Below are 20,594 nucleotides of genomic sequence, written 5' to 3' on the forward strand. Positions count from 1 at the left end.
ACTTTCCATGAGCAGTCCACCTCCCGATTCGTCCCCGCCGCTGCTGCCGCCTGTCGGCCATGGCCCGGCGCAGCTTGAGCGCCTGCCGGACAGCAGCGCGCCTGACAACACGGCCAGCCTGGAGTTCAAGGCCAGGTTGCTGCTGCTGTTCATGCTGCTGCTGGTCTGCGGCTCGGCGCTGTATGTGCTCTATGCACGCGGCGCGTTTGAAAGCACACAGCGCCTGGTGCTGATGGCCGATGATTCCGAAGGCGTCGTGGTCGGCATGGACATGACCTTTGCCGGCTTTCCAATTGGCCGGGTGCGCCGCATCGAACTGGCCGAGGACGGCAAGGCGCGCATCCTGGTCGATGTGGCCCAGAAGGACGCCCACTGGCTGCGTAGCAGCAGCGTTTTCACGCTCGTCAAGGGCATTGTGGGCGGCCCCAACATTCGCGCCTACACCGGGCTGCTGAACGATCCGCCCCTGCCCGAAGATGCGGTGCGCACCGTTCTGCAGGGCGATGCCAGCGCGGAAATCCCCAAGGTCATTTCCGCTGCCAAGGATTTGATCGACAACCTGGGCAGCCTGACGGGCAGCAGCGGCTCGGTGGGCGCCAGCCTGGCCAACCTGCAGGTCCTGACCGGACGGCTCAACGGACCGGGCGGCGCACTGACGGTACTGCTCGGCAGCGAAGCGGAGGCCAAAAAATTCTCTGCCACGCTGGACCGCACCAATGCCCTGCTGGCCCGGCTCGACGGCATCGCCGCCAAGACCGACACCCAGGTGTTTGGCGACAAGGGCGTTCTGCCCGAAACCCGCGCCACCGTCGTGCAGCTCAATGCCATGCTGGGCGAGGCGCGCACCAGCCTTCAAAAGGTCGATGCCATTTTGGTCGATGCCCAGGCCATCGCGTCGAATGCCAAAGACGCCACGAACGACCTGGGCGCCTTGCGCGGCGACGTGGAGGCCAGCCTGCGCAAAGTCGAAGGCCTGGTCAGCGAGATCAACCGCAAATGGCCGTTTGCCCGCGATGCGGAAATGAAGCTGCCGTGAAAAATACCCTTCTTTTATCGATGAAACCCGTTTTTCTGGCGGCCGCCTTGTGTGGCCTGGCATCCTGCGGCAGCAACCCGAGGCCACCGGACTGGCAGGTGGAAGCGAAAAGCGCCATGGAGCGTTCCGTTGCCGCCTACCTGGAAGGCAACCGCCGCGTGGAAGCCGCCGAACTGGCGCGGGCGCGCAGCCAGCTGTCGCGCACCGGCCGGCCCGACCTGCTGGCCACCGCCGAACTGCTGCATTGCGCCAGCCGCGTGGCCAGCCTGGTGTTCGAGCCGTGCGCGGATTTTGAGCCGCTGCGGGCCGACGCGACCCTTTCCCAGCGCGCCTATGCCGACTACCTGGCGGGCCGGGCGCAGGCTGAAACCATGGCCCTGCTGCCGCCAGCCCAGCGCGCCGCGGCGGCCGGTAATGCCGGCGCGCTCCAGGGCATTGCCGATCCACTGTCGCAACTTCTGGCGGCGGGCGTGCTGCTGCAGACCGGCCGCGCCAGTCCGGCCGTGCTGGCGCTGGCGGTTGACACCGCTTCCGCCCAGGGCTGGCGGCGTCCGTTGCTGGCCTGGCTGGGGGTGCAGCTCCAGCGGGCAGAGCAGGGCGGCGATGCGCAAGAGGCGGCCCGCCTGCGCCGGCGCATCGCCATCGCGCAGGGTACCGATGCGGCCGTGAAAGAATTCAGGAAGGACGAAAAATGAGCTACACCCTCAAACTCTATGCCTTCGAGGACGCCAGCCCGCAGCAGCTTGCGGCCGCCGAACAGCGCTTCCGCAAGGCCCTGGACGCGTCGCTGGGCGATGCCAGCCTGGTCGCGCCGGTGCATGCGGCGTATCGCCGGATAGTGGCGACCTACGGCGAACACCCGTCGCAAGAAGTCCTGTCGCCCGAAGAGTTGGAAATCTTCAGCCAGTGGCAGGCGGCCGAAGCCGCCGCCTTGACCGCAGCCCTGGGGCCGAACCGCTACATGGGTGATGCGCAGTTTGAAATAGGCGCCTGACCCGGCTGGAAATATTTTTAGCATCAAATAGGCCTCTTTCGCACATCCATCATGCGTAAGCAGCTATGAATTAAGTAGCAAAATTGACCTGGTGCCTTGAACGCCTGGCCACAATGCGTGTTGTTCTTGAAGTTCCGGATCAGCCAGAAGCTTCTCATTGATGGGGTGGATTTTTTGCTGGGACTGTTTGGCGGTCTTCTGGTTATCCGATGTCAGCGCCATTGGCTTTCAGGCCGACAGTAAAATCCGCATCCCATCCCGAATCCCTTTTGTAGATGCCCTCTTGCGGCATGATTTTTGACCTGAGTGACTGCGCCTTGACTGATCCCCACCCCACCCCGCCCGCATCCGACGACGAATCTTCTTCACCCGACCTTGTCAAAATCCAGCAGCCGCGCCTGTGGAGCGGCGACGGCTGGACCGCCAGGGTCATCAAGAACGAAGACGACGACGGCTGGGCCGTGGCCATGACCAAGGACGGCGCGTCCGAGCCCGCGCTGGTCGGTCCCTGGACCATGGGCCGCGACAAGAAAAATCCCAAGCCGCTCGATGTCAACGCCTTCAACACCCTCGTCAAGACCGCCTCAGAGTTCGTGCGCCGGCAGGAGCAGCAACTGCACGCCGCGCTGCACCAGCGCATCACGGTGACGGCCCACGCTGCGCGCATCACCGTGTCGCTCGACATCGTTCCCGATGAGGACCATCCCTATGCGCTGCTGAGCGCCCACGATGAAACCGGCGAACTGCTGGCCGAAGTGCGGGTGGCTACTTCGTTCAAGCTGAACCGCGCCAGCGCGGTGTCCTGGGCGGAAGGCGGCTTTGGCAAGCCGGCCGGGCGATGAGCGCCACGCTGGAGCCGACGGCGCCCGCAGCCGCCTGCGGCATTGACTTTGGCACCTCCAACTCGACCGCCGGCTGGAGCCGACCGGGCCAGCGCGCCTTGCTGGCGCTGGAGGACGGCAAGCTGACGCTGCCTTCGGTGATCTTTTTCCATGCCGAGGACGCGCATGTCAGCTATGGCCGCGCTGCGCTGGCCGATTACCTCGAAGGCCATGAAGGCCGGATGATGCGGTCGCTGAAAAGCCTGCTCGGCACGTCGATGATGGACGAGCACACCGAGGTGGCGGGCCGCGCCGTGCCGTTCCGTGCGCTGCTGGCGCAGTTCATCGGCGAACTCAAGCGCCGCGCCGAAGGGGCAGCGGGGCAGGAGTTCACCCGCGCGGTGCTGGGCCGGCCGGTGTTTTTTGTCGATGACGACGCGGCCGCCGACCAGCGCGCGCAGGACACGCTCGAAGACATTGCCCGCCGGGCCGGCCTGCACGACATTGCCTTTCAGTACGAGCCGATTGCGGCCGCGTTTGACTACGAGTCGCAGATCGCGCGCGAGGAACTGGTGCTGGTGGTGGACATTGGCGGCGGCACGTCCGACTTCACCCTGATCCGCGTCGGTCCCGAGCGGGCGAAGCGTGCCGAAAGGCGCGATGACATCCTGGCGACCAGCGGCGTACACATTGGTGGCACCGATTTCGACAAGGCCCTGAGCCTGGCCAGCATGATGCCGATGCTGGGGCTGGGCAGCCTGCTCAAAAGCGGGCGCGAAATGCCGTCAAGCCACTATTTCAACCTGGCGACCTGGCACACCATCAACCTGGCGTACACCAAAAAAGCCTGGGCGCAAATAACCGAACTGCACAGGGATGCGGCGGACCGGCCCAAAATGGAACGGCTGAAAAGCCTGGTCCGTGAACGCGCCGGCCACTGGCTGGCGCTGCAGGTCGAAGACGCCAAGATTGCCCTGTCGAATGCCGATGCGGCGCGAATCGACATCGGGCGAATTGCTGCCGGTGAAACCGTGACCCTGCACCGGGTCGAACTGGACCAGTCGATTGACGGGCTGGTGAACGCTGTCGAGCAGACGGTTGCCCGGCTGCTGGTCGATGCGGGCATCACCGCTGCCGGGATCGACACGGTGTTTTTCACCGGCGGCTCCAGCGGCGTTCCCTTGCTGCGCGAGCGGGTGCTGGCGCTGACGCCGCAGGCCCGGTGCGTCGAAGGCGACCTGTTCGGCAGCATCGGCGCCGGCCTGGCGCTCGATGCGCAGCGAAAGTTTGCCTGAACGTCCGGATTACTGGCCGCGCTTGGCCAGCCAAGCTTCCAGTTCTTCGGAGCCGCCGATTTTCTGGCCACCGCAAAACACCTGGGGCGCGGTGCCAGCGCCGGAAACGGCGTACAGGCTGCGCGAGGTGATGCCGTGGCCCAGCGAGATTTCCTCGAAGCGCAGGCCGGCTTCCTGCAGCAGGGACTTGGTTTTGGCGCAAAACGGGCAGCCGGGCTTGGTGAACACCGTGATCGGCTCGGGCGCCTTGGCGCCGGGGGCGATGTAGTTCAGCATGGTGTCGGCGTCCGACACTTCAAACGGGTCGCCTTCCTTTTCCGGCTCGATGAACATTTTGTCGATGATGCCGTTCTTGACCAGCATCGAATAACGCCATGAGCGTTTGCCAAAACCCAGGCTGCTCTTGTCCACCAGCATGCCCATGCCTTCGGTGAATTCGCCATTGCCGTCGGGAATCAGCGTGAGGTTTTCCGCTTCCTGCGCCTGGCCCCATTCGTTCATCACAAAGGCGTCGTTGACCGACATACACACCACCTCATCGACGCCATGCGCCTTGAGCGTGTTGGCCAGTTCGTTGTAGCGCGGCAGATGGGTGGACGAACAGGTCGGCGTGTAGGCGCCTGGCAAGGAAAAGACCACCACTGTTTTTCCGTCGAACAGATCGGCACTGGAAACATCAACCCATTTGTCGTTCTGGCGAGTCTTGAAGGTGGCTTGGGGGACGTTTTGTCCTTCTTTGTTGGGCAGCATGGGGGTCCTTGGTTGAAAGGTAAAAATACAGGAAGGAATTGAGCTTGCCAGTGTGCCATGCAAATTCTCCGGTCAACTCTTGTTAAGGTTTTTACAGTCCCATCCATGCGTGCCCGGCGTAAACGCCTTCACAATTTGCGCTCGTGGAAACCCTCGGGTTACCGGCCTTTCAAATATTTCTTGAACAGGGAATTGCAATGAACACGAAAGCAAAAGACAGCACCGCCAGGCGTGGTGCCTCAAGCGATCCGCCCAATTTTCTTTCCGAACTGGGCCGCCACCAGCTTGCCCTGGCGGTAGATGGCACCACGGCCCTGTGCCGCGGCAGTCAAGCCCTGCGAAAAATCCAGCAGGATGCAGCGCATGAAGCTTCGGTTTTTCATGAAGAGACGGCCCAAAGGCTTTTTGTATCCTGCCAGCCCACCGAACTCATGGCGATCCAGTCCGAAATCCTGCGTTTCACGATGCAGAGCGCCGGCAGATACTGGCAGCAAATTGCCGCAAGCGCGATGCAGACACAGGTGGAAATGATCAAAAGCGTGACGCACGTTCTGGAGCGCGAAAAAGAGACGGGGACAAAGTCACCGATGGAGGTTCTTCAGTCCGTCATGCCGCCCCTGGCGAGCAGCTTCTTTCCCATGACAGCCCACGTCCCGGAAGGGCAGCCGCTGCATTCCTGACATTCCAGCCAGCGGCCCGCTGCCTGCCTGCGGCGGCACAGCCGGAAGTTTCAGGCAGTGTTTCTGCGGGCTGTTCCCTGCGTTGCGGTCGCCCGAGCCTTGCGCTTTTGCATGAGAAAATAGCCGCCCCATCACCTCATGCAGCGGAGCCCGGATGAATTTTGCGACTGACCTTGCGACCGTGACACACGGCATACAACTGGCCGTCGCCCCGGTTTTTCTGCTGACCGCCGTTTCCGGAATGATCAGCGCCGTGGCAGGGCGCCTGGCCCGCATCATCGACCGGGCCCGGTTTCTCGAAGGCCGGCTCGAAATCGGCGTTGCGGAAGAAACCCGAGCCGCCAGGATCTATGACGAGTTGCGCCGTCTCAGGCACCGGGGCTGGCTCGTCAATGGCTGCCTGGCCTTGCTGACGTTTTGCGCCATCTTGATCGGCACCACCATCATCCTGCTGTTCCTGGGTGAAACCAGCGAGTTGCCGATTTTCAAGATCGCCACCGTGTGCTTTCTGGCCGGCGTGGTGTGTTTTTTATCGGCCCTGGTGTGCTTTCTGGCCGAAACGCTGCTGGCGACGCATCTGCTGAAGTTTGCGCAATGGCCAGCGCCCGCCACAAAGCGTAAATAGGTTCATTCCTTGCGCTGGGGTCAATAGAACGGTTCGCGCTGCCGCCATTGCCATGGCGTTGCCAGCGCCGCATCCTTTTCGCCGGCTCAGGGCGTCTTGATGCCGGCGGTCTTGATCACCCGGGTCCAGCGCGCTTCCTCGGTCTTGACGAACTCGGTGTAGTGCTTCGAGCCTTGCACCGGCACCACGAAGCCCTGCGACTCCAGCCGCTGCTTGATGGCCGGGGAGGTCATGGCCTGGACCATCGCGGCCTCCAGCTTGTCCACGATGGACTGGGGAACGCCCTTGGGAGCGGACATGCCCGACCACGACAGCGCCTCAAATCCCTTGTAGCCCGACTCGGCCACGGTCGGCACGTCGGGGTACAGCGCATTGCGCTGGGCGCTGGAGACGGCCAGCGGGCGCAGCTTGCCGGCCTTGACATGCTGCAGCGCCACGTCCTGGTTGATGAACATCAGCTTGATCGTGCCGCCCAGGATGTCGGTCATCATCGGGCCGCCGCCACGGTAGGGAATGCCCAGCATGAAGATGCCGGCGGTCTGCTTGAACTGCTCCATCGCCATGTGGCCCGACGCCGCCGGGGTGTAGCCGTAGTCGAGCTTGCCGGGGTTGGCCTTGGCGTAATCGACCAGTTCCTTGAGCGTCTTGAACGGCGTGCTCGGATGCACCACCAGCACGTTGGGGCCGGAGTGGACCTGCGTGATGTGGATGAAATCCAGGTTCGAATCGTACTTGGGCAAGGGCTCCAGCCCGTGGGCCACGGCGCTTTGGCCGACGCCGGTCTGGATCAGGGTGTAGCCGTCGGGCGCGGCCTTGGCGCCGCGCTCGGTGCCGATGACGCCGCCGGCGCCGCCGATGTTCTCGACGATGAAGGGCTGCTTGAGGATCTTGCCCAGCTCCTCGGCGATCATGCGGCCCATCACGTCGCTGGTGCCGCCGGCCGGAAAGGGCACGATGATCTTGACCGGCTTGTTCGGATAGTCGGACTGGGCCAGGGCCGCACCGCTGGATGCTATGAAACCAATAGCTGCACACGCAAGAGTGGCAAGCGCAAAGCGACGATTTGACATAAATTTATCTCCTGGGGTGGTGAGGGAAAGATTGAAACTTCGGCGTGCGCTTGCTCAGCGGTTTTTAGCCTGTCGCCAGGCGGCGAAGTCGTCCCTGGACTGCTGCTGGGTCGGCGGGTACAGGCCGATGATGGGCCGGCCCTTGAGGACTTCGTCAAGCACGAAGTCCTCGAAGGCGGTCATTTCCACCGCCTCGTCGGCAATCTCATCGGCCATGTGCGCCGGAATCACAAACACGCCTTCCTGGTCGCCCACGATCACGTCGCCCGGAAACACCGCCACATCGCCGCAGCCAATCGGCACGTTGATGTCCAGCGCCTGGTGCAGCGTCAGGTTGGTCGGCGCCGACGGGCGCTGGTGGTAGCTGGGGAAGGGCAGCACGGCGAGTTCCGGCGAATCGCGGAAACCGCCGTCGGTGACGATGCCGGCGGCGCCGCGCACCATCAGGCGCGAGATCAGGATGGAGCCGGCCGACGCGGCGCGCGCGTCCTTGCGGCTGTCGATCACCATCACGGCGCCTTCGGGGCACTGCTCGACGGCGACGCGCTGCGGATGTTTCGGGTCCTGGAACACGCTGATCGGGTTCAGGTCTTCGCGCGCCGGAATGTAGCGCAGGGTGAAGGCCTCGCCGACCATGGTCGGCAGGCTGGTATTGAGCGGATGCACGTCCTGGATGAACTGGTTGCGCAGGCCGCGCTTGAACAGGGCGGTGCACAGCGTGGCGGTGCTGACGGTCTTGAGCTTGTCTCGGGTCGCGGGGTTGAGTGCCATGAATGTCTTTCGCTTTCAGTAAATGTCGGGTTCGCCGATGGGCGCGCCGAACGAGGTTTCAAGAAAATCAAAATCGCAGCCGGTGTCGGCCTGCTGGATATGTCTAGCGCTCATCCAGCCGTAGCCGCGCTCGAAGCGTGGCGGCGGCGGCGTCCAGGCGGCGCGGCGCCGGGCCAGTTCGTCGTCGGTGACTTCAAGGTGGATGCGCCGCGCCGGCACATCGACGGTGATCAGGTCGCCGGTTTTCACCAGCGCCAGCGGGCCGCCGATATAGGCCTCGGGCGCGACGTGCAGGATGCAGGCGCCGTAGCTGGTGCCGCTCATGCGCGCGTCCGAGATGCGCAGCATGTCCTTGACACCCTGCTTGACCAGCTTGAGCGGGATCGGCAGCATGCCCCACTCGGGCATGCCGGGGCCGCCCTGCGGGCCGGCGTTGCGCAAAATCATGATGTGGTCGGCGGTCACGTCGAGGTTCTCGTCGTCGACGGCGGCTTTCAGCGACGGGTAGTCGTCGAATACCAGCGCCGGGCCGGTGTGCTGGAAGAACTGCGGCGCGCAGGCGCTGGGCTTGATCACGCAGCCACCCGGCGCCAGGTTGCCGCGCAGCACGGCCAGCGCGCCTTCGGCATAGATCGGGTTGCTCAGGGGCCGGATCACGTCGTGGTTGTAGACCTCGGCGCCGACCAGGTTGTCGCCCAGCGGCTTGCCGGTGACGGTCAGCGCATCGAGCTGGAGGTGGTCCTTGAGCACGCTCATCATGCCGAGCATGCCGCCGGCGTAATAAAAATCTTCCATCAGATAGGTGTCGCCGCTGGGCCGGATGTTGGCAATCACCGGCACCTTGCGGCTGGCGGCGTCGAAGTCGTCCAGGCCGATGGCGCAGTGTTCGCCGGCGCGGCGCGACATGGCGACCAGGTGGATGATGGCGTTGGTCGAGCAGCCCATGGCCATGGCCACGGTGATGGCGTTCTCGAACGAGGCGCGCGACAGCATCCTGGCCGGGGTCAGGTCTTCCCAGACCATGCCGACGATGCGGCGGCCGCATTCGGTGGCCATGCGGATATGGTTGGAATCCACTGCCGGAATCGACGAGGCGCCGGGCAGGCTCAAGCCAATCGCTTCGGCAATGCCGGTCATGGTGCTGGCCGTTCCCATGGTCATGCAGTGGCCGTGGCTGCGGGCTATGCCGCCCTCGACTTCGAGCCATTGCGCCTTGTTGATCTTGCCGGCGCGGCGTTCGTCCCAGTATTTCCAGGTGTCCGAGCCCGAGCCCAGCACTTTGCCCTTGACGTTGCCGCGCAGCATGGGGCCGGCGGGCATGTAGATGAAGGGCACGCCGGCGCTCAGCGCGCCCAGCACCAGCCCCGGCGTGGTCTTGTCGCAGCCGCCCATCAGCACCGCGCCGTCAATCGGGTGGCTGCGCAGCAGTTCCTCGACGTCCATCGCCAGCATGTTGCGGTAGAGCATGGTGGTCGGCTTGACCAGCGATTCGGACAGCGACAGCGCGGGCAGCTCCAGCGGAAAGCCGCCGGCCTGCAGCACGCCGCGTTTCACGTCTTCGACGCGCTGCTTGAAGTGGCCGTGGCAGGTGCCGATGTCGCTCCAGGTGTTCAGGATGGCAATGACCGGCTTGCCTTCCCAGTCCTCGGGGCCGTAGCCCAGCTGCATCACGCGCGAGCGGTGGCCGAAGGAGCGCACGTCGTCGGGGGCGAACCAGCGCGCGCTGCGCAGTTCTTTATAGGTTTTCTGGGTCATGGAAAGGTCTTCAGGTTCGAAATATTGGAAAAATTAAAGCACTAATATATTAGTGTGTCAATGCTATGATTTACCCTAGGCACGACCCCTTCACCATAAAGACCGCATGAATGCCCTAGCGAAAGTTGCCCCGCTCAAACTGGACCGCACCCGCCAGTCGGCACCCCAGGTGTTCGAGGCTTTGCGTGCGCTGATCGTGTCGTTCCAGCTGGAACCCGGGACGGTGTTGCAGCGCGCCGAGCTGGCAGACCATTTCGGCATCAGCCAGACGCCGATTCGCGATGCCCTGCTGCGGCTGGGCGAAGAGCAGCTGGTGGATATTTTTCCACAACATGCCACGGTGGTCAGCCGCATCGACCTGTCGGCGGCGCTGCAGTCGCATTTCCTGCGGCGTTCGATCGAACTTGAAATACTGCAGGTGTTGTGCGGCTTGCCGGACCCGGAACATGGCGAACTGGTGCGGCGCCTGCATGCAAACCTGGCGGTGCAGGAGGCGGCGCTTCAGCCGCTCGATGTGGCCAGGCTCGCCCTGGCTGACCAGGCCTTTCACCAGGAAATGTACGAAGCCGCGAAGGTCCGGCCGCTGTGGAGCCTGGTGCAAAAGCAAAGCGGCCATATCGACCGCCTGCGTCGCCTGAACCTGCCCGACGAAGGCAAGCCCCAGTCCATCGTGCGCGACCACCGCGCCATCCTTGACGCCGTCGCTCGCAAGGACGCTCCGGCCGCAGAGCAGGCCTTGCGCCAGCACCTGTCCGGAACATTGGCCTTTGTCGATGACATCAAGCGGCGTTTTCCGGAGTGGATCGTTTAGCCTGCGTCATCAGCGCTGGATGGCGCCTGGCCCTTTCGTTTTGACATGCAAGCGAATTTTTGTATTAAATAACCTATTTGCGCATAACCGGTAAGCGCAAGCAGCTATAAATTAAGTAGCAAAAACTGACAGGTGTTGTGGTTCAGCATGGCATCAGAGCGCGCCCCGTTGCCGCAGGTATTCGGCAAACAGCGGATCGTCAATCGTCGTACCGCCTGCGTTTTTTGACAGCAGGCCACTGCGTTTGAGCTTTTCGATGGACGACCTGACCTTGGAGATCGTCGGCTTCGCGCCGGGGATTGCCGCCAGCGCCTGCAGCGTGGACTGGCTCAGCGGCGCCTGATCCCTGGCAATCACCGCCAGCACGCCCTGGTCAAACGCATCGACCGAATTGAGCAGTGCCCGCCAGATTGCCACCTGGTGGTCGCTGGCCATGTAGTTGTCGATGCCGCGCTGGACATCGGTCAGGCCTTCGGCCGACATCGCCTTCACCACATCGCGCATCAGCGCCGGCTTGCAGCCGATTTTTTCGAATCCGCTGCGCAGCCCGTCCATCGCCAGCGTCTTGCCCGGATGCACGGCGGCGAAATGCACTGCCAGCATTTGCAGGAATTCATCGCCCAGAAAGGGAAAGTCGATGATCTGCGCAAACTGGTACATCGGCGCGCCAGCGGTGTTCATGAGCCGGGACAGCCCTTCCTGCGACGAGCCGGTGAAGACAGCGCAGACCTCTGCCCGGCGCTTGTGCAGCACGGCCCGCAAGGACGCGATCAGCGATACGCCGCCCTGCGCCTCGCCCAGGGTTTGCACCTCGTCGAGCATCAGCAGGACCTGGCCTTTGTGCTGGCCGGCCAGGCGCGTGACCAGCGCATCGAGCCGCAGGGCGGACTGCTCCGGCAAGGCGCGGCGCTGCGGTTCATCCCCCAGGTCGATGCTGGCGCCGAGGACGCCTATCTTTTTCACCGGGGTTTTGGCCAGCTTGCCGATGGAACTGGCCGGCACCCGCGCATCGTCCAAAGCCTCTTCAAGCGCGTGGTTCACCGCTTCCAGCGGGGCCGTCTTGTGCAGCCACAGGTCGGCATAGACCGGCAGCATGCCGGCCTTGTGCGCTTGCGGCGCCAGGTCGTGGTCCAGAAAGAAGGTTTTGCCGACGCGCCGGGGCGCAAACAGCGCCAGCGGCCGGCCGGGCTGGGCGCCTAGCAGCGCCAGATAAGCCTGCGCCAGTGCGGGCCGCCGGACTTCAAGGTCATCGAAGGTTTTCATGAATCCATTGTTGTTGATTGCCGTAAAAATCGCAATTGCTGATTTTTTGGCATTCAATCGCAATGCTTGCCGGCCATGAAAAAACCCGCCGAAGCGGGTCGGGCTAGCGGCCGTTTGACCAATCGGTCTGCCGTGACGCAGCCTTATTGGGAAGCGGCCGGCGCCGGTGCGCTGGCCGAAGGCGTCTGGATGGCCGCGGCTTCCGGCGCCTGGGCTGGCGCTGGTGCGGGCATGACCGGCGTGGTCGGCACGCTGGCGGGCGTGCTGATGACCGTGGGCGCCACGACGGGCGCGAGCGGCGCGGCCTGCACCTCGCCGCCGTGGAATTTCATCACCAGCGGAACGATCAGCAACGCCACGATGTTGATGATCTTGATCAAGGGGTTGATGGCCGGGCCGGCCGTGTCCTTGTAGGGGTCGCCCACGGTGTCGCCCGTGACGGCGGCCTTGTGCGACTCGCTTCCCTTGCCGCCGTGGTGGCCGTCCTCGATGTACTTCTTGGCGTTGTCCCAGGCGCCGCCGCCGGTACACATCGAAATGGCGACGAACAGGCCGGTGACGATGGTGCCCATCAGCAGGCCGCCCAGCGCCTTGGGGCCGAGCAGCAGGCCGACCAGGATCGGCACCACCACGGGCAGCAGGCTGGGAATGATCATTTCCTTGATCGCCGCCGTCGTCAGCATGTCCACCGCGCGGCCGTATTCGGGCTTGGCCGTTCCTTCCATGATGCCGGGAATTTCCTTGAACTGGCGCCGCACCTCGACCACCACGGCCCCTGCGGCGCGGCCCACGGCCTCCATCGCCATGGCGCCGAACAGGTAGGGAATCAAGCCGCCGATGAACAGGCCGACGATGACCATCGGGTCGCTCAAATCGAAGCTGATGGCGCGGCCGTAGCTTTCCAGCTTGTGCGTGTAGTCGGCGAACAGCACCAGCGCGGCCAGGCCGGCAGAGCCAATCGCGTAGCCTTTGGTCACCGCCTTGGTGGTGTTGCCCACGGCGTCGAGCGGATCGGTCACGGCGCGCACTTCGGGCGGCATGTCGGCCATTTCGGCAATGCCGCCGGCGTTGTCGGTGATCGGGCCATAGGCGTCCAGCGCCACGACGATGCCCGCCATGCTGAGCATGGACGTCGCGGCAATCGCAATGCCGTACAGCCCGGCCAGGCGGTACGACACCAGAATGGCGATGCAGACAAAGATCACCGGCCAAGCGGTCGAGCGCATCGACACGCCCAGTCCGGCAATGATGTTGGTACCGTGGCCGGTGGTCGAGGCCTGCGCGATGTGTCGGACCGGCGCGTACTGCGTGCCGGTGTAGTACTCGGTCACCCAGACCAGCGCGGCCGTCAGCACCAGGCCGACGGCGCAGGCGCCGAACAGCTTCATCTGGCTGCCGCTGGCGTAAATGGCGTTGTCGGGCATCAGCCAGGTGGTGACGGCGTAGAACGCCACCAGGGAAAGTACGCCGGCCACGGCCAGGCCCTTGTACAACGCCGGCATCACATTGGTCATGCCGGGCGAGGCCTTGACGAAAAAGCAGCCGATGATCGACGCAATGATCGACACGGCGCCCAGCGCCAGCGGATACAGCACCGCATTCATGGGGGCGCTGGCCACCAGCAGTGCGCCCAGCACCATGGTGGCGATCAGCGTCACGGCATAGGTTTCGAACAAATCGGCCGCCATGCCGGCGCAGTCGCCGACGTTGTCGCCCACGTTATCGGCAATCACCGCCGGGTTGCGCGGGTCGTCCTCGGGAATGCCGGCCTCGACCTTGCCGACCAGGTCGGCGCCCACGTCGGCACCCTTGGTGAAGATGCCGCCGCCCAGCCGCGCAAAGATCGAGATCAGCGACGAGCCAAAGGCAAAGCCGATCAGCGGATTGAGCAGGTCCGCCAGTTTGGCGGTCGGCGTGTAGTTGCCGTTGCCAACCAAGAACCAGAAAAAGCCGGTGACGCCCAGCAGGCCCAGCCCCACCACCAGCATGCCGGTGATGGCGCCGCCGCGAAACGCCACGTCCAGCGCCGGGCCAATGCCGCGCGTGGCCGCCTGCGCTGTCCGCACATTGGCGCGCACCGAGACGTTCATGCCGATAAAGCCGCAGGCGCCCGACAGCACCGCGCCGATCACGAAGCCCACGGCGGTTTTGCCGTCAAGGAAAACACCGATCAGCACCGCCAAAATCACGCCGACGATGGCAATCGTGGTGTACTGCCGGGCCAGGTAGGCGGCCGCGCCGGTCTGGATGGCGGCCGATATTTCCTGCATTCGCGCGTTGCCCGCGTCCTGGGAAAGAATCCAGCTGCGCGCCCAGAAGCCGTATCCCACGGCAATGAGCCCGCAAACCAGCGCAAGAATGAGCGCTGCTGAGTGACCAGTCATAAATACCTCCGACGTTATTTTTTTGCCTTGATGGGTGCCACGCAAGCGGACCCCCGCTGCGTTGCTTCCTCGTGGCTCGCGTGCAAGGCGATCGGACGATTGGCCAACTCAGGGAAATTAAACGCGAAAACAGGCGCCGTTGGCAACCCGTAAGGTGGCCTTCAGTAAAATGAAAGGCAAAACCGCCCGGTCGATGCGGCTGACAGCGCCCGCGCCTTCAGCCCGTTGCCGGCAATCCGTCAGAAACGGCACGGCATCCGTTTCTTTTCTTCATTGTTTTCATCAACTTCAAAGCGACCATGTCCCTAGATAAAGTTACACCCGGCAAAAACGCTCCAGACTCGTTCAACGTGATCATCGAAATCCCGATGAATTCCGACCCGGTGAAGTACGAGGTGGACAAGGAGTCCGGTGCGATTTTCGTCGACCGCTTCATGAGCACCGCGATGCACTACCCCTGCAACTATGGCTATGTGCCCCAGACTTTGAGCGGCGACGGCGACCCGGTCGATGTGCTGGTGATCACGCCGGTGCCGCTGATTTCCGGCGTGGTGGTGACCTGTCGCGTGATCGGCATCCTGAAGATGACCGACGAAGCCGGCGAAGACGGCAAGGTGCTGGCCGTGCCCATCGACAAGAAATGCTCGCTCTACAGCCACTGGCAAAAGCCCGAGGACATGAACCCGCTGCGCCTGAAAACCATTGCCCATTTCTTCGAGCACTACAAGGACCTGGAAGAAGGCAAATGGGTCAAGATTGCAGGCTGGGAAGGCCCTGACGCCGCGAAGCAGGAAATCGCCGACGGCATCGCCAACTACGCCAAGGAACAGCAGGGCAAGTGATTTTTTCCATTGATTCAAAATTTTTATGTGCTTTGCGCATGTCCCATGTGCATAGTTTGCTATAAAAATAATAGTATTCAATAAAATCGCTGTTGCACGCAAAAGCGCCTCCAGTTCAGTCTGGAGGCGCTTTTTGCCTGTTGGCAGGAGTGACAGCGTCCGGGGTCTGGCCATTTTTGCCGGCCCGGACAAATAATTTCGCATGTGATGCGGCACCAGCCTGAAACGCTTTTATGTCAGCATCCGACGGTATTATCAAATTCCATTTATCCAGACTGGTTCATCAGCATGGCAGACCCGCGTGACGCTTCCCCGGACCCTGAAAACATCGACGCCTTGACCAAAAGCACGCTCAATTTTCCCGTGGTGGGCATCGGTGCATCGGCCGGCGGCCTGCAGGCCCTGATGCACTTTTTCGAGCAGATGCCCGCTGCCAATGGCATGGCCTTTGTTGTCATTCTTCATCTGTCACCCGAGCATGAAAGCAATGTGGCTGAAATACTTCAGCGGGTGGCCAGCATGCCGGTGGTCCAGGTCAACGAGTTGACCGCCATCGAAGCCAACCATGTGTACGTGATACCGCCCACGCACGACCTCGAAATGAACGACGGGCACCTGCAACTGTCCAGCCATTCGCGTGTCCGGGGCGCGCACCTGGCCATCGACCTGTTCTTCCGCACTTTGGCCCAGGTTCACCAGGAAAGGGCGATTGCCGTCGTGATGTCCGGTACCGGCAACGACGGCGCCGCCGGGCTGGCGCGGGTCAAGGAGGAGGGCGGCGTGACTTTCGTGCAGCAACCTGCAGATGCCGAATATGACAGCATGCCCAAAGCCGCTATCGCCACCGGCATGGTCGATTTCATCGCGACGGCGGCCGAGATGCCGAAGCGACTGAAGGAACTCTGGGCCAATGCCTCCCGCATCAGCCTGCCCCAGAAAAACGGCTCGTCGCTACGGGTCAAGGTTCCCGACAGCGATGAGGCGGTGCTGCTTGCCGAGGATGCCCTGCGCGACATCATGTCGGCGCTGCGCATCCACTCCAGGAATGATTTTCGGCAGTACAAGCGGGCCACCGTCCTGCGCCGCATCGAGCGCCGGCTCCAGGTCAATGGCGTGCCGGACCTGCCGGCCTATCGGGATTTCCTGCGCGTGCATCCTGAAGAGGTCAAGCTGCTGCTTCAGGACATGCTGATCAGTGTCACGAATTTCTTTCGCGACCCGGCTGCTTTCGAGGCGCTTGAACGCGATGTGCTGCCTGTCCTGCTGGCCCATCGGTCACCGGACGAGCCGGTGCGGGTCTGGGTGGCGGGCTGCGCCACGGGGGAAGAAGCCTATTCGGTGGCCATCTTGCTCAGGGAACAGATGGAGCTGCACCACTGCACGTCCGATCTGCAGATTTTTGCCACCGACATCGATGAGCGCGCGGTCAACTTCGGCCGCAACGCACTGTATCCGGCATCCATCGCCACCGATGTGTCGCCTGCCAGGCTGAAGAGGTTTTTCACCCAGGAAAAAGAGCAGTTCAGGGTGGTCAAGCAGCTGCGTGAAAAGGTTCTGTTCGCCAACCACAATGTGCTGCGCGATCCGCCTTTTTCCCGCATCGACCTGATTTGCTGCCGCAACCTGCTGATCTACCTGGACAAGTCGGCCCAGTCCAATGTCCTGGGAACCTTTCGCTTTGCGCTCAAGCCTGAAGGATTCCTGTTTTTGGGCAGTTCGGAGTCGGTCGAGGCAGCGCACAAGCTTTTCACCGTGTTTGACAAAAAGAGCCGCTTCTTCAAGGCCAACCCGAATGGCAGTTCCATCCGCCATCTGCTGCTCGCCAAGGACCCGCCCAGCGATCGCCTGGTGTTCAACCCGCGCGGGCCCGACCGGCGTGCGCCCAAGCCGGCTTCGTTCGCGGAACTGCACCACAAGCTGATTGACCAGGTCGTCCTGCCCAGCGTGTTGATCGACGGCAACCAAAACATCCTGCACCTGTCCGAGAATGTCGGCAAATTCTTGCTGCCAGGCAGCGGCACGCCTTCCGTCAACCTGCTGGACAACATGCAGTCCGAATTGCGCACCGAATTGCGCACGGCACTCTACCAGGCAACGCATACGGGCAAGCAGGTCAAGACCCATGCCATTGCTGTCCGGCGCGGTGACAGCAAGAGCATGGTGGAAATGACGGTTCGTTTCTTCGGGGAAGCGGGAAGCGAATCGGCGCTCTCGCTGGTGATGTTCGAGGAGGTGCCTGAAAAACTGCTTGGTCCGGTGGCCGAAAGTGTCGGTCAGGCGCACCAGCTGCTGATCAACCAGATGGAAATCGAAATCAGGCAGCTCAAGGAAGATTTGCGGGAAATCATCGAACAGACGGAGATATCGACCGAAGAACTCAAGGCATCTAATGAAGAGCAGCAGGCCGTCAATGAGGAACTCCGCTCGGCCACCGAGGAGCTGGAAACCAGCAAGGAAGAACTGCAGTCGATCAACGAAGAGCTGACCACCGTCAACTTTGAATTGAAGGTCAAGGTCGATGAGACCAGCATGATGAACGACGACCTGCAAAACCTGATCGCATCGACGGACATTGCCACGATATTCGTTGACCGGAGCCTGTACATCAAGCGCTTTACCCCGCAGGCCACCCGCATCTTCAACCTCATCGAGTCCGACATCGACCGGCCCTTGATGGACATCACCCACAAGCTCGACTATCAATCGCTGGCGGACGATGCTGCCGGAATGCTCAAGACGCTGAACCCGATCGAGCACCCTGTCAGCAGCAGCGACGGCACACACTACCTGGCCCGCCTTCGTCCCTACCGCACGACCGACGACCACATCGATGGCGTGGTGCTGACGTTTGTCGATGTCACCGAATTGCGCAAGGCCCAGGAAAAACTGCGCGCCGGCGAGGAACGGCTTCGCATTGCCGCTGAAACCACCAAGGACTATGCGATTTTGACCATTGATGAGGAGGGCACCATCACCAGCTGGAACGTCGGTGCCCAGCGGATTTTTGGCTATGCGCCGCAAGAGATCGTGGGTCAGCCGTTTTACGCCATCTTCACCCCCGAAGACCGCGCCTCCGGGGCGCCTGAAGAAGAGCTGCGTGGCGCGCGCGAGGAAGGCCGCAGCGTGGACGAGCGCTGGCACCTGCGCAAGGACGGCAGCACCTTTTTTTGCAGCGGCGCGGTCACCCGGCTGGAAGGCAAGGCCGGTGGCTATGCCAAGATTGCCCGGGACATGACCGAAAGCCGATCGCAGCAGGTGAGCCGCGACGAGTTGCTGGCCATGGAAAAGCAGGCCAACGAACTCAAGGACCAGTTTCTGGCCGTGATGTCGCATGAACTCAAGCACCCGCTGAACCTGATCCAGGTCAACACCGAATTGCTGCTGAGCCATCCCGAGGTGCGCGCGCTTCCCGAGGTGGCGCGGGCCGGCGAAACCATTCGCAGCGCCGTGGTCAGCCAGACCAAGATCATCGACGACCTGCTGGACCTGTCGCGCGCGCGTACCGGCAAGCTGACGCTGCGGCTGGCGCCGGTCGACCTGGCTGAAATGGCCACATCGATTGCAGCTGCCGCGCGCGAGGCCGCCAGCAAGAAAAACCTGACGCTGAACTACGAATGCAGCGAGAAGGAACTCGTGGCCCTGTGCGACCGCGTCCGCACCGAGCAGGTCCTGTGGAACCTGATCAACAACGCCATCAAGTTCACGCCCGATGGGGGAACCATCACAGTGCGGCTTGGACGCGACGGGACCTTTTCCACCGTCAGCGTGATCGACACCGGCCAGGGCATCGACACGGCGTTCCTGCCGCACATCTTCGGCATGTTTGTCCAGGCGCCCGATCAAAAAATCTACAACACCAACACCGGCCTGGGCGTGGGCCTGACGCTGGTGCGCGACCTGACCGTGGCCCAGGGCGGCAGGGTGCTGGCCGATTCGGAGGGCATCGGCAAGGGCACCTGCTTCACCATCTGGCTGCCGCTGGCGCAAACCAGGGTGCAGGATAAAAAACCTGGCATGCCGGTCGGAAACCTCAAGGGGCTGAGGATTCTGGCGGTCGATGACATGATCGACCTGCTGGAGCCTTTCTCGGCGCTGCTGCGCCTGGAGGGGGCCGAGGTGGACATGGCCACCAGCGGCCAGCAGGCGCTGGAAATGCTGGAGAAAAACAGCTACGACCTGCTGATCTCGGACCTGGGCATGCCCTACATGGACGGCTACGAGCTGATCCGCAAGATACGCAAGCGCCCCGACTGGCGCAACCTCAAGGCGATTGCGCTCAGCGGCTATGGCCGGCAGGTGGACACCGTGCGGGCCTTGCAGAGCGGCTTCAATGCCCACCTGTCAAAACCTGCCACGGTCGCGCATATCTGCCAGAGCATTGCGCAGCTGGTTCCCAGCAGCCAGGTGTGATGCTTGCCGCCCGGCCTGGCTGCTCAACCGCTGGTTGTAAAAGCACGGAATGCGTAGCTGCTGGTTACAAATTCCCTGGCTTCAACGGGCCGGGGCGTAGTTTGTTTTGATACAAACAGTCCAGCAGATTTTTCAGGAAACTTGCCCCGCTAGCCCCCTGCTTTCAACACCATGCCTTGGGTACACACGTCAACAGGACGTTATTCCATTTCCAGATCAAACCGATATGTCGTTGCTTCGCCTTGCCGTGCTACAGCACTGTTTGCGGCTTCGCGCCTAATCCCGGATTGATCTGGAAACGGAATTACACAAGAAAGCCAACCCATTTCTCGTGAAGAGCAGCAAATATGACCATCCAGGAAACCCCTCAAGCCTCAATGGCGTCCGCCTTGCCCGCCGAGGTCTCCGCCCAGCAGATCGAGGCAGCGCGCTATGCGGTCCTCAGGCGGCTGGCGCCTGCCTTGCGGCACCACATGGTTCGGCCGCTGCAGCCCATCGGGCTGATCTACGGCGTCATGCACCACAAGCTTTCAGCCGCCCAGCCCGATTTGCGGTCGGTGCGCGATGAGGCCGACAAGATCAATGAATTCGCCAAGGCCGCGCTTGACGAATGCATGGACATGGGCACCTGGCTGGCACCCGAGCCGGGCGTCGTGACCGATGTCGAGTCCGGCGTGCGGGAGTGCGTCGGCCTGATGGCCACCATGCTGCATTTTTGTGGTTTTCGCCTGGTCAACGAGGTCGAGGAACTGTCGGCCCAGGTTCTGCGCGATCCTCTGCGCATGGTGCTGGGCGCTGCCTTGTTTGCGTTGACCGACGCCATGGACGAGCCCGCCACGGTGACGATCCAGGCCCAGGCCAGCCCGGCGGCAGTCACGCTTACGCTGCAGGCCGAGCCGATTGGCGAGGGCCAGCTGGACCGTTATGACGATGGCTACCGAAAACTGGTGTGGGCCGATGTGCAGGCGCTGGCGCTGGCAGAGCATGTCGACCTGTCCCGGCAAGGCCGCCAGGTCACCTTGCGCTTTGCCGTCGAGCCGGCGCGCGTGGATTAAAGCCCTGCAACAACGGCGGCTTGTTCCTGGCT

The 20,594-nt window shown here is 62.8% G+C and carries 17 protein-coding genes; 11 read left to right on the forward strand and 6 right to left on the reverse strand.

Going from position 1 to position 20,594, the window contains the following annotated elements; genetic code table 11:
- Window positions 1–7: 7 nt before the first annotated feature.
- The 5 genes from EC86_RS0104980 (at window position 8) to EC86_RS0105005 (ending at window position 4,146) form a co-directional block, all read left to right on the forward strand.
- Complete coding sequence (locus EC86_RS0104980; protein WP_029524581.1) at window positions 8–1,036, forward strand: MlaD family protein; 1,029 nt, start codon at window positions 8–10, stop codon at window positions 1,034–1,036.
- A gap of 20 nt (window positions 1,037–1,056) precedes the next feature.
- Window positions 1,057–1,731, forward strand: a complete 675-nt coding sequence (locus EC86_RS0104985; RefSeq protein ID WP_036771847.1) for a hypothetical protein — start codon at window positions 1,057–1,059, stop codon at window positions 1,729–1,731.
- Window positions 1,728–2,030, forward strand: a complete 303-nt coding sequence (locus EC86_RS0104990) for a hypothetical protein (protein ID WP_029524583.1) — start codon at window positions 1,728–1,730, stop codon at window positions 2,028–2,030. Before EC86_RS0104985 ends, EC86_RS0104990 begins: the two co-directional genes overlap by 4 nt.
- A 317-nt stretch (window positions 2,031–2,347) precedes the next feature.
- Window positions 2,348–2,872 (forward strand): hypothetical protein, encoded by a 525-nt coding sequence (locus EC86_RS0105000; protein ID WP_029524584.1) that lies wholly within the window; start codon window positions 2,348–2,350, stop codon window positions 2,870–2,872.
- The gene (locus EC86_RS0105005; RefSeq protein WP_029524585.1) at window positions 2,869–4,146 is read left to right on the forward strand and encodes an Hsp70 family protein; all 1,278 of its coding nucleotides are present in this window, start codon (window positions 2,869–2,871) and stop codon (window positions 4,144–4,146) included. The genes EC86_RS0105000 and EC86_RS0105005 overlap by 4 nt, the downstream gene beginning before the upstream one ends.
- Window positions 4,147–4,155: 9 nt before the next feature.
- On the opposite strand, the gene EC86_RS0105010 is transcribed toward EC86_RS0105005, so the two are convergent.
- On the reverse strand, window positions 4,156–4,896 hold the full coding sequence (locus EC86_RS0105010) for a glutathione peroxidase (protein WP_029524586.1): 741 nt from the start codon (window positions 4,894–4,896) through the stop codon (window positions 4,156–4,158).
- A gap of 197 nt (window positions 4,897–5,093) precedes the next feature.
- Here EC86_RS0105010 and EC86_RS0105015 point away from each other — a divergent pair, with 197 nt between their 5' ends.
- Both EC86_RS0105015 and EC86_RS0105020 read left to right on the forward strand, forming a co-directional pair.
- A complete protein-coding gene (locus EC86_RS0105015; protein ID WP_029524587.1) occupies window positions 5,094–5,576 on the forward strand; it encodes a phasin family protein in 483 nt (160 codons plus the stop codon).
- A gap of 154 nt (window positions 5,577–5,730) precedes the next feature.
- Entirely contained in the window at window positions 5,731–6,201 is a 471-nt protein-coding gene (locus EC86_RS0105020; protein ID WP_029524588.1) for a DUF2721 domain-containing protein, read from the forward strand.
- An 86-nt stretch (window positions 6,202–6,287) separates the two neighbouring features.
- On the opposite strand, the gene EC86_RS0105025 is transcribed toward EC86_RS0105020, so the two are convergent.
- The 3 genes from EC86_RS0105025 to araD are packed head-to-tail and all read right to left on the reverse strand — an operon-like array spanning window position 6,288 to window position 9,797.
- Window positions 6,288–7,271 carry a Bug family tripartite tricarboxylate transporter substrate binding protein gene (locus EC86_RS0105025; protein WP_029524589.1) on the reverse strand — a complete coding sequence of 328 codons (984 nt, stop codon included), beginning with the start codon at window positions 7,269–7,271 and terminating at the stop codon, window positions 6,288–6,290.
- Window positions 7,272–7,325: 54 nt separating this feature from the next.
- Window positions 7,326–8,042, reverse strand: coding sequence for a ribonuclease activity regulator RraA (locus tag EC86_RS0105030; protein ID WP_029524590.1), 717 nt, complete (start codon window positions 8,040–8,042; stop codon window positions 7,326–7,328).
- Window positions 8,043–8,057: 15 nt separating this feature from the next.
- A complete protein-coding gene (araD, locus tag EC86_RS0105035) occupies window positions 8,058–9,797 on the reverse strand; it encodes an L-arabinonate dehydratase (RefSeq protein WP_029524591.1) in 1,740 nt (579 codons plus the stop codon).
- Between the two features lie 106 nt (window positions 9,798–9,903).
- Here araD and EC86_RS0105040 point away from each other — a divergent pair, with 106 nt between their 5' ends.
- Window positions 9,904–10,608, forward strand: a complete 705-nt coding sequence (locus EC86_RS0105040; protein ID WP_029524592.1) for a GntR family transcriptional regulator — start codon at window positions 9,904–9,906, stop codon at window positions 10,606–10,608.
- A gap of 153 nt (window positions 10,609–10,761) precedes the next feature.
- Here EC86_RS0105040 and EC86_RS0105045 read toward each other — a convergent pair whose 3' ends face one another.
- Window positions 10,762–11,871 (reverse strand): hypothetical protein, encoded by a 1,110-nt coding sequence (locus tag EC86_RS0105045; RefSeq protein WP_051676113.1) that lies wholly within the window; start codon window positions 11,869–11,871, stop codon window positions 10,762–10,764.
- Between the two features lie 143 nt (window positions 11,872–12,014).
- Window positions 12,015–14,255 carry a sodium-translocating pyrophosphatase gene (locus EC86_RS0105050; protein ID WP_029524594.1) on the reverse strand — a complete coding sequence of 747 codons (2,241 nt, stop codon included), beginning with the start codon at window positions 14,253–14,255 and terminating at the stop codon, window positions 12,015–12,017.
- 299 nt (window positions 14,256–14,554) lie between these two features.
- Here EC86_RS0105050 and ppa point away from each other — a divergent pair, with 299 nt between their 5' ends.
- The 3 genes from ppa to EC86_RS0105065 all read left to right on the forward strand — a co-directional run bounded on the left by ppa (window position 14,555) and on the right by EC86_RS0105065 (window position 20,562).
- Window positions 14,555–15,097 (forward strand): inorganic diphosphatase, encoded by a 543-nt coding sequence (ppa, locus tag EC86_RS0105055; protein ID WP_029524595.1) that lies wholly within the window; start codon window positions 14,555–14,557, stop codon window positions 15,095–15,097.
- A gap of 288 nt (window positions 15,098–15,385) precedes the next feature.
- Window positions 15,386–19,507: a chemotaxis protein CheB gene (locus EC86_RS0105060; protein ID WP_084181163.1), complete on the forward strand. Its 4,122-nt coding sequence runs from the start codon at window positions 15,386–15,388 to the stop codon at window positions 19,505–19,507.
- Window positions 19,508–19,854: 347 nt separating this feature from the next.
- Window positions 19,855–20,562: a hypothetical protein gene (locus tag EC86_RS0105065; protein ID WP_029524597.1), complete on the forward strand. Its 708-nt coding sequence runs from the start codon at window positions 19,855–19,857 to the stop codon at window positions 20,560–20,562.
- Window positions 20,563–20,594 lie beyond the last annotated feature (32 nt).

Origin of the sequence: Polaromonas glacialis (assembly GCF_000709345.1) — a bacterium.
Lineage (GTDB): Bacteria > Pseudomonadota > Gammaproteobacteria > Burkholderiales > Burkholderiaceae_C > Polaromonas > Polaromonas glacialis.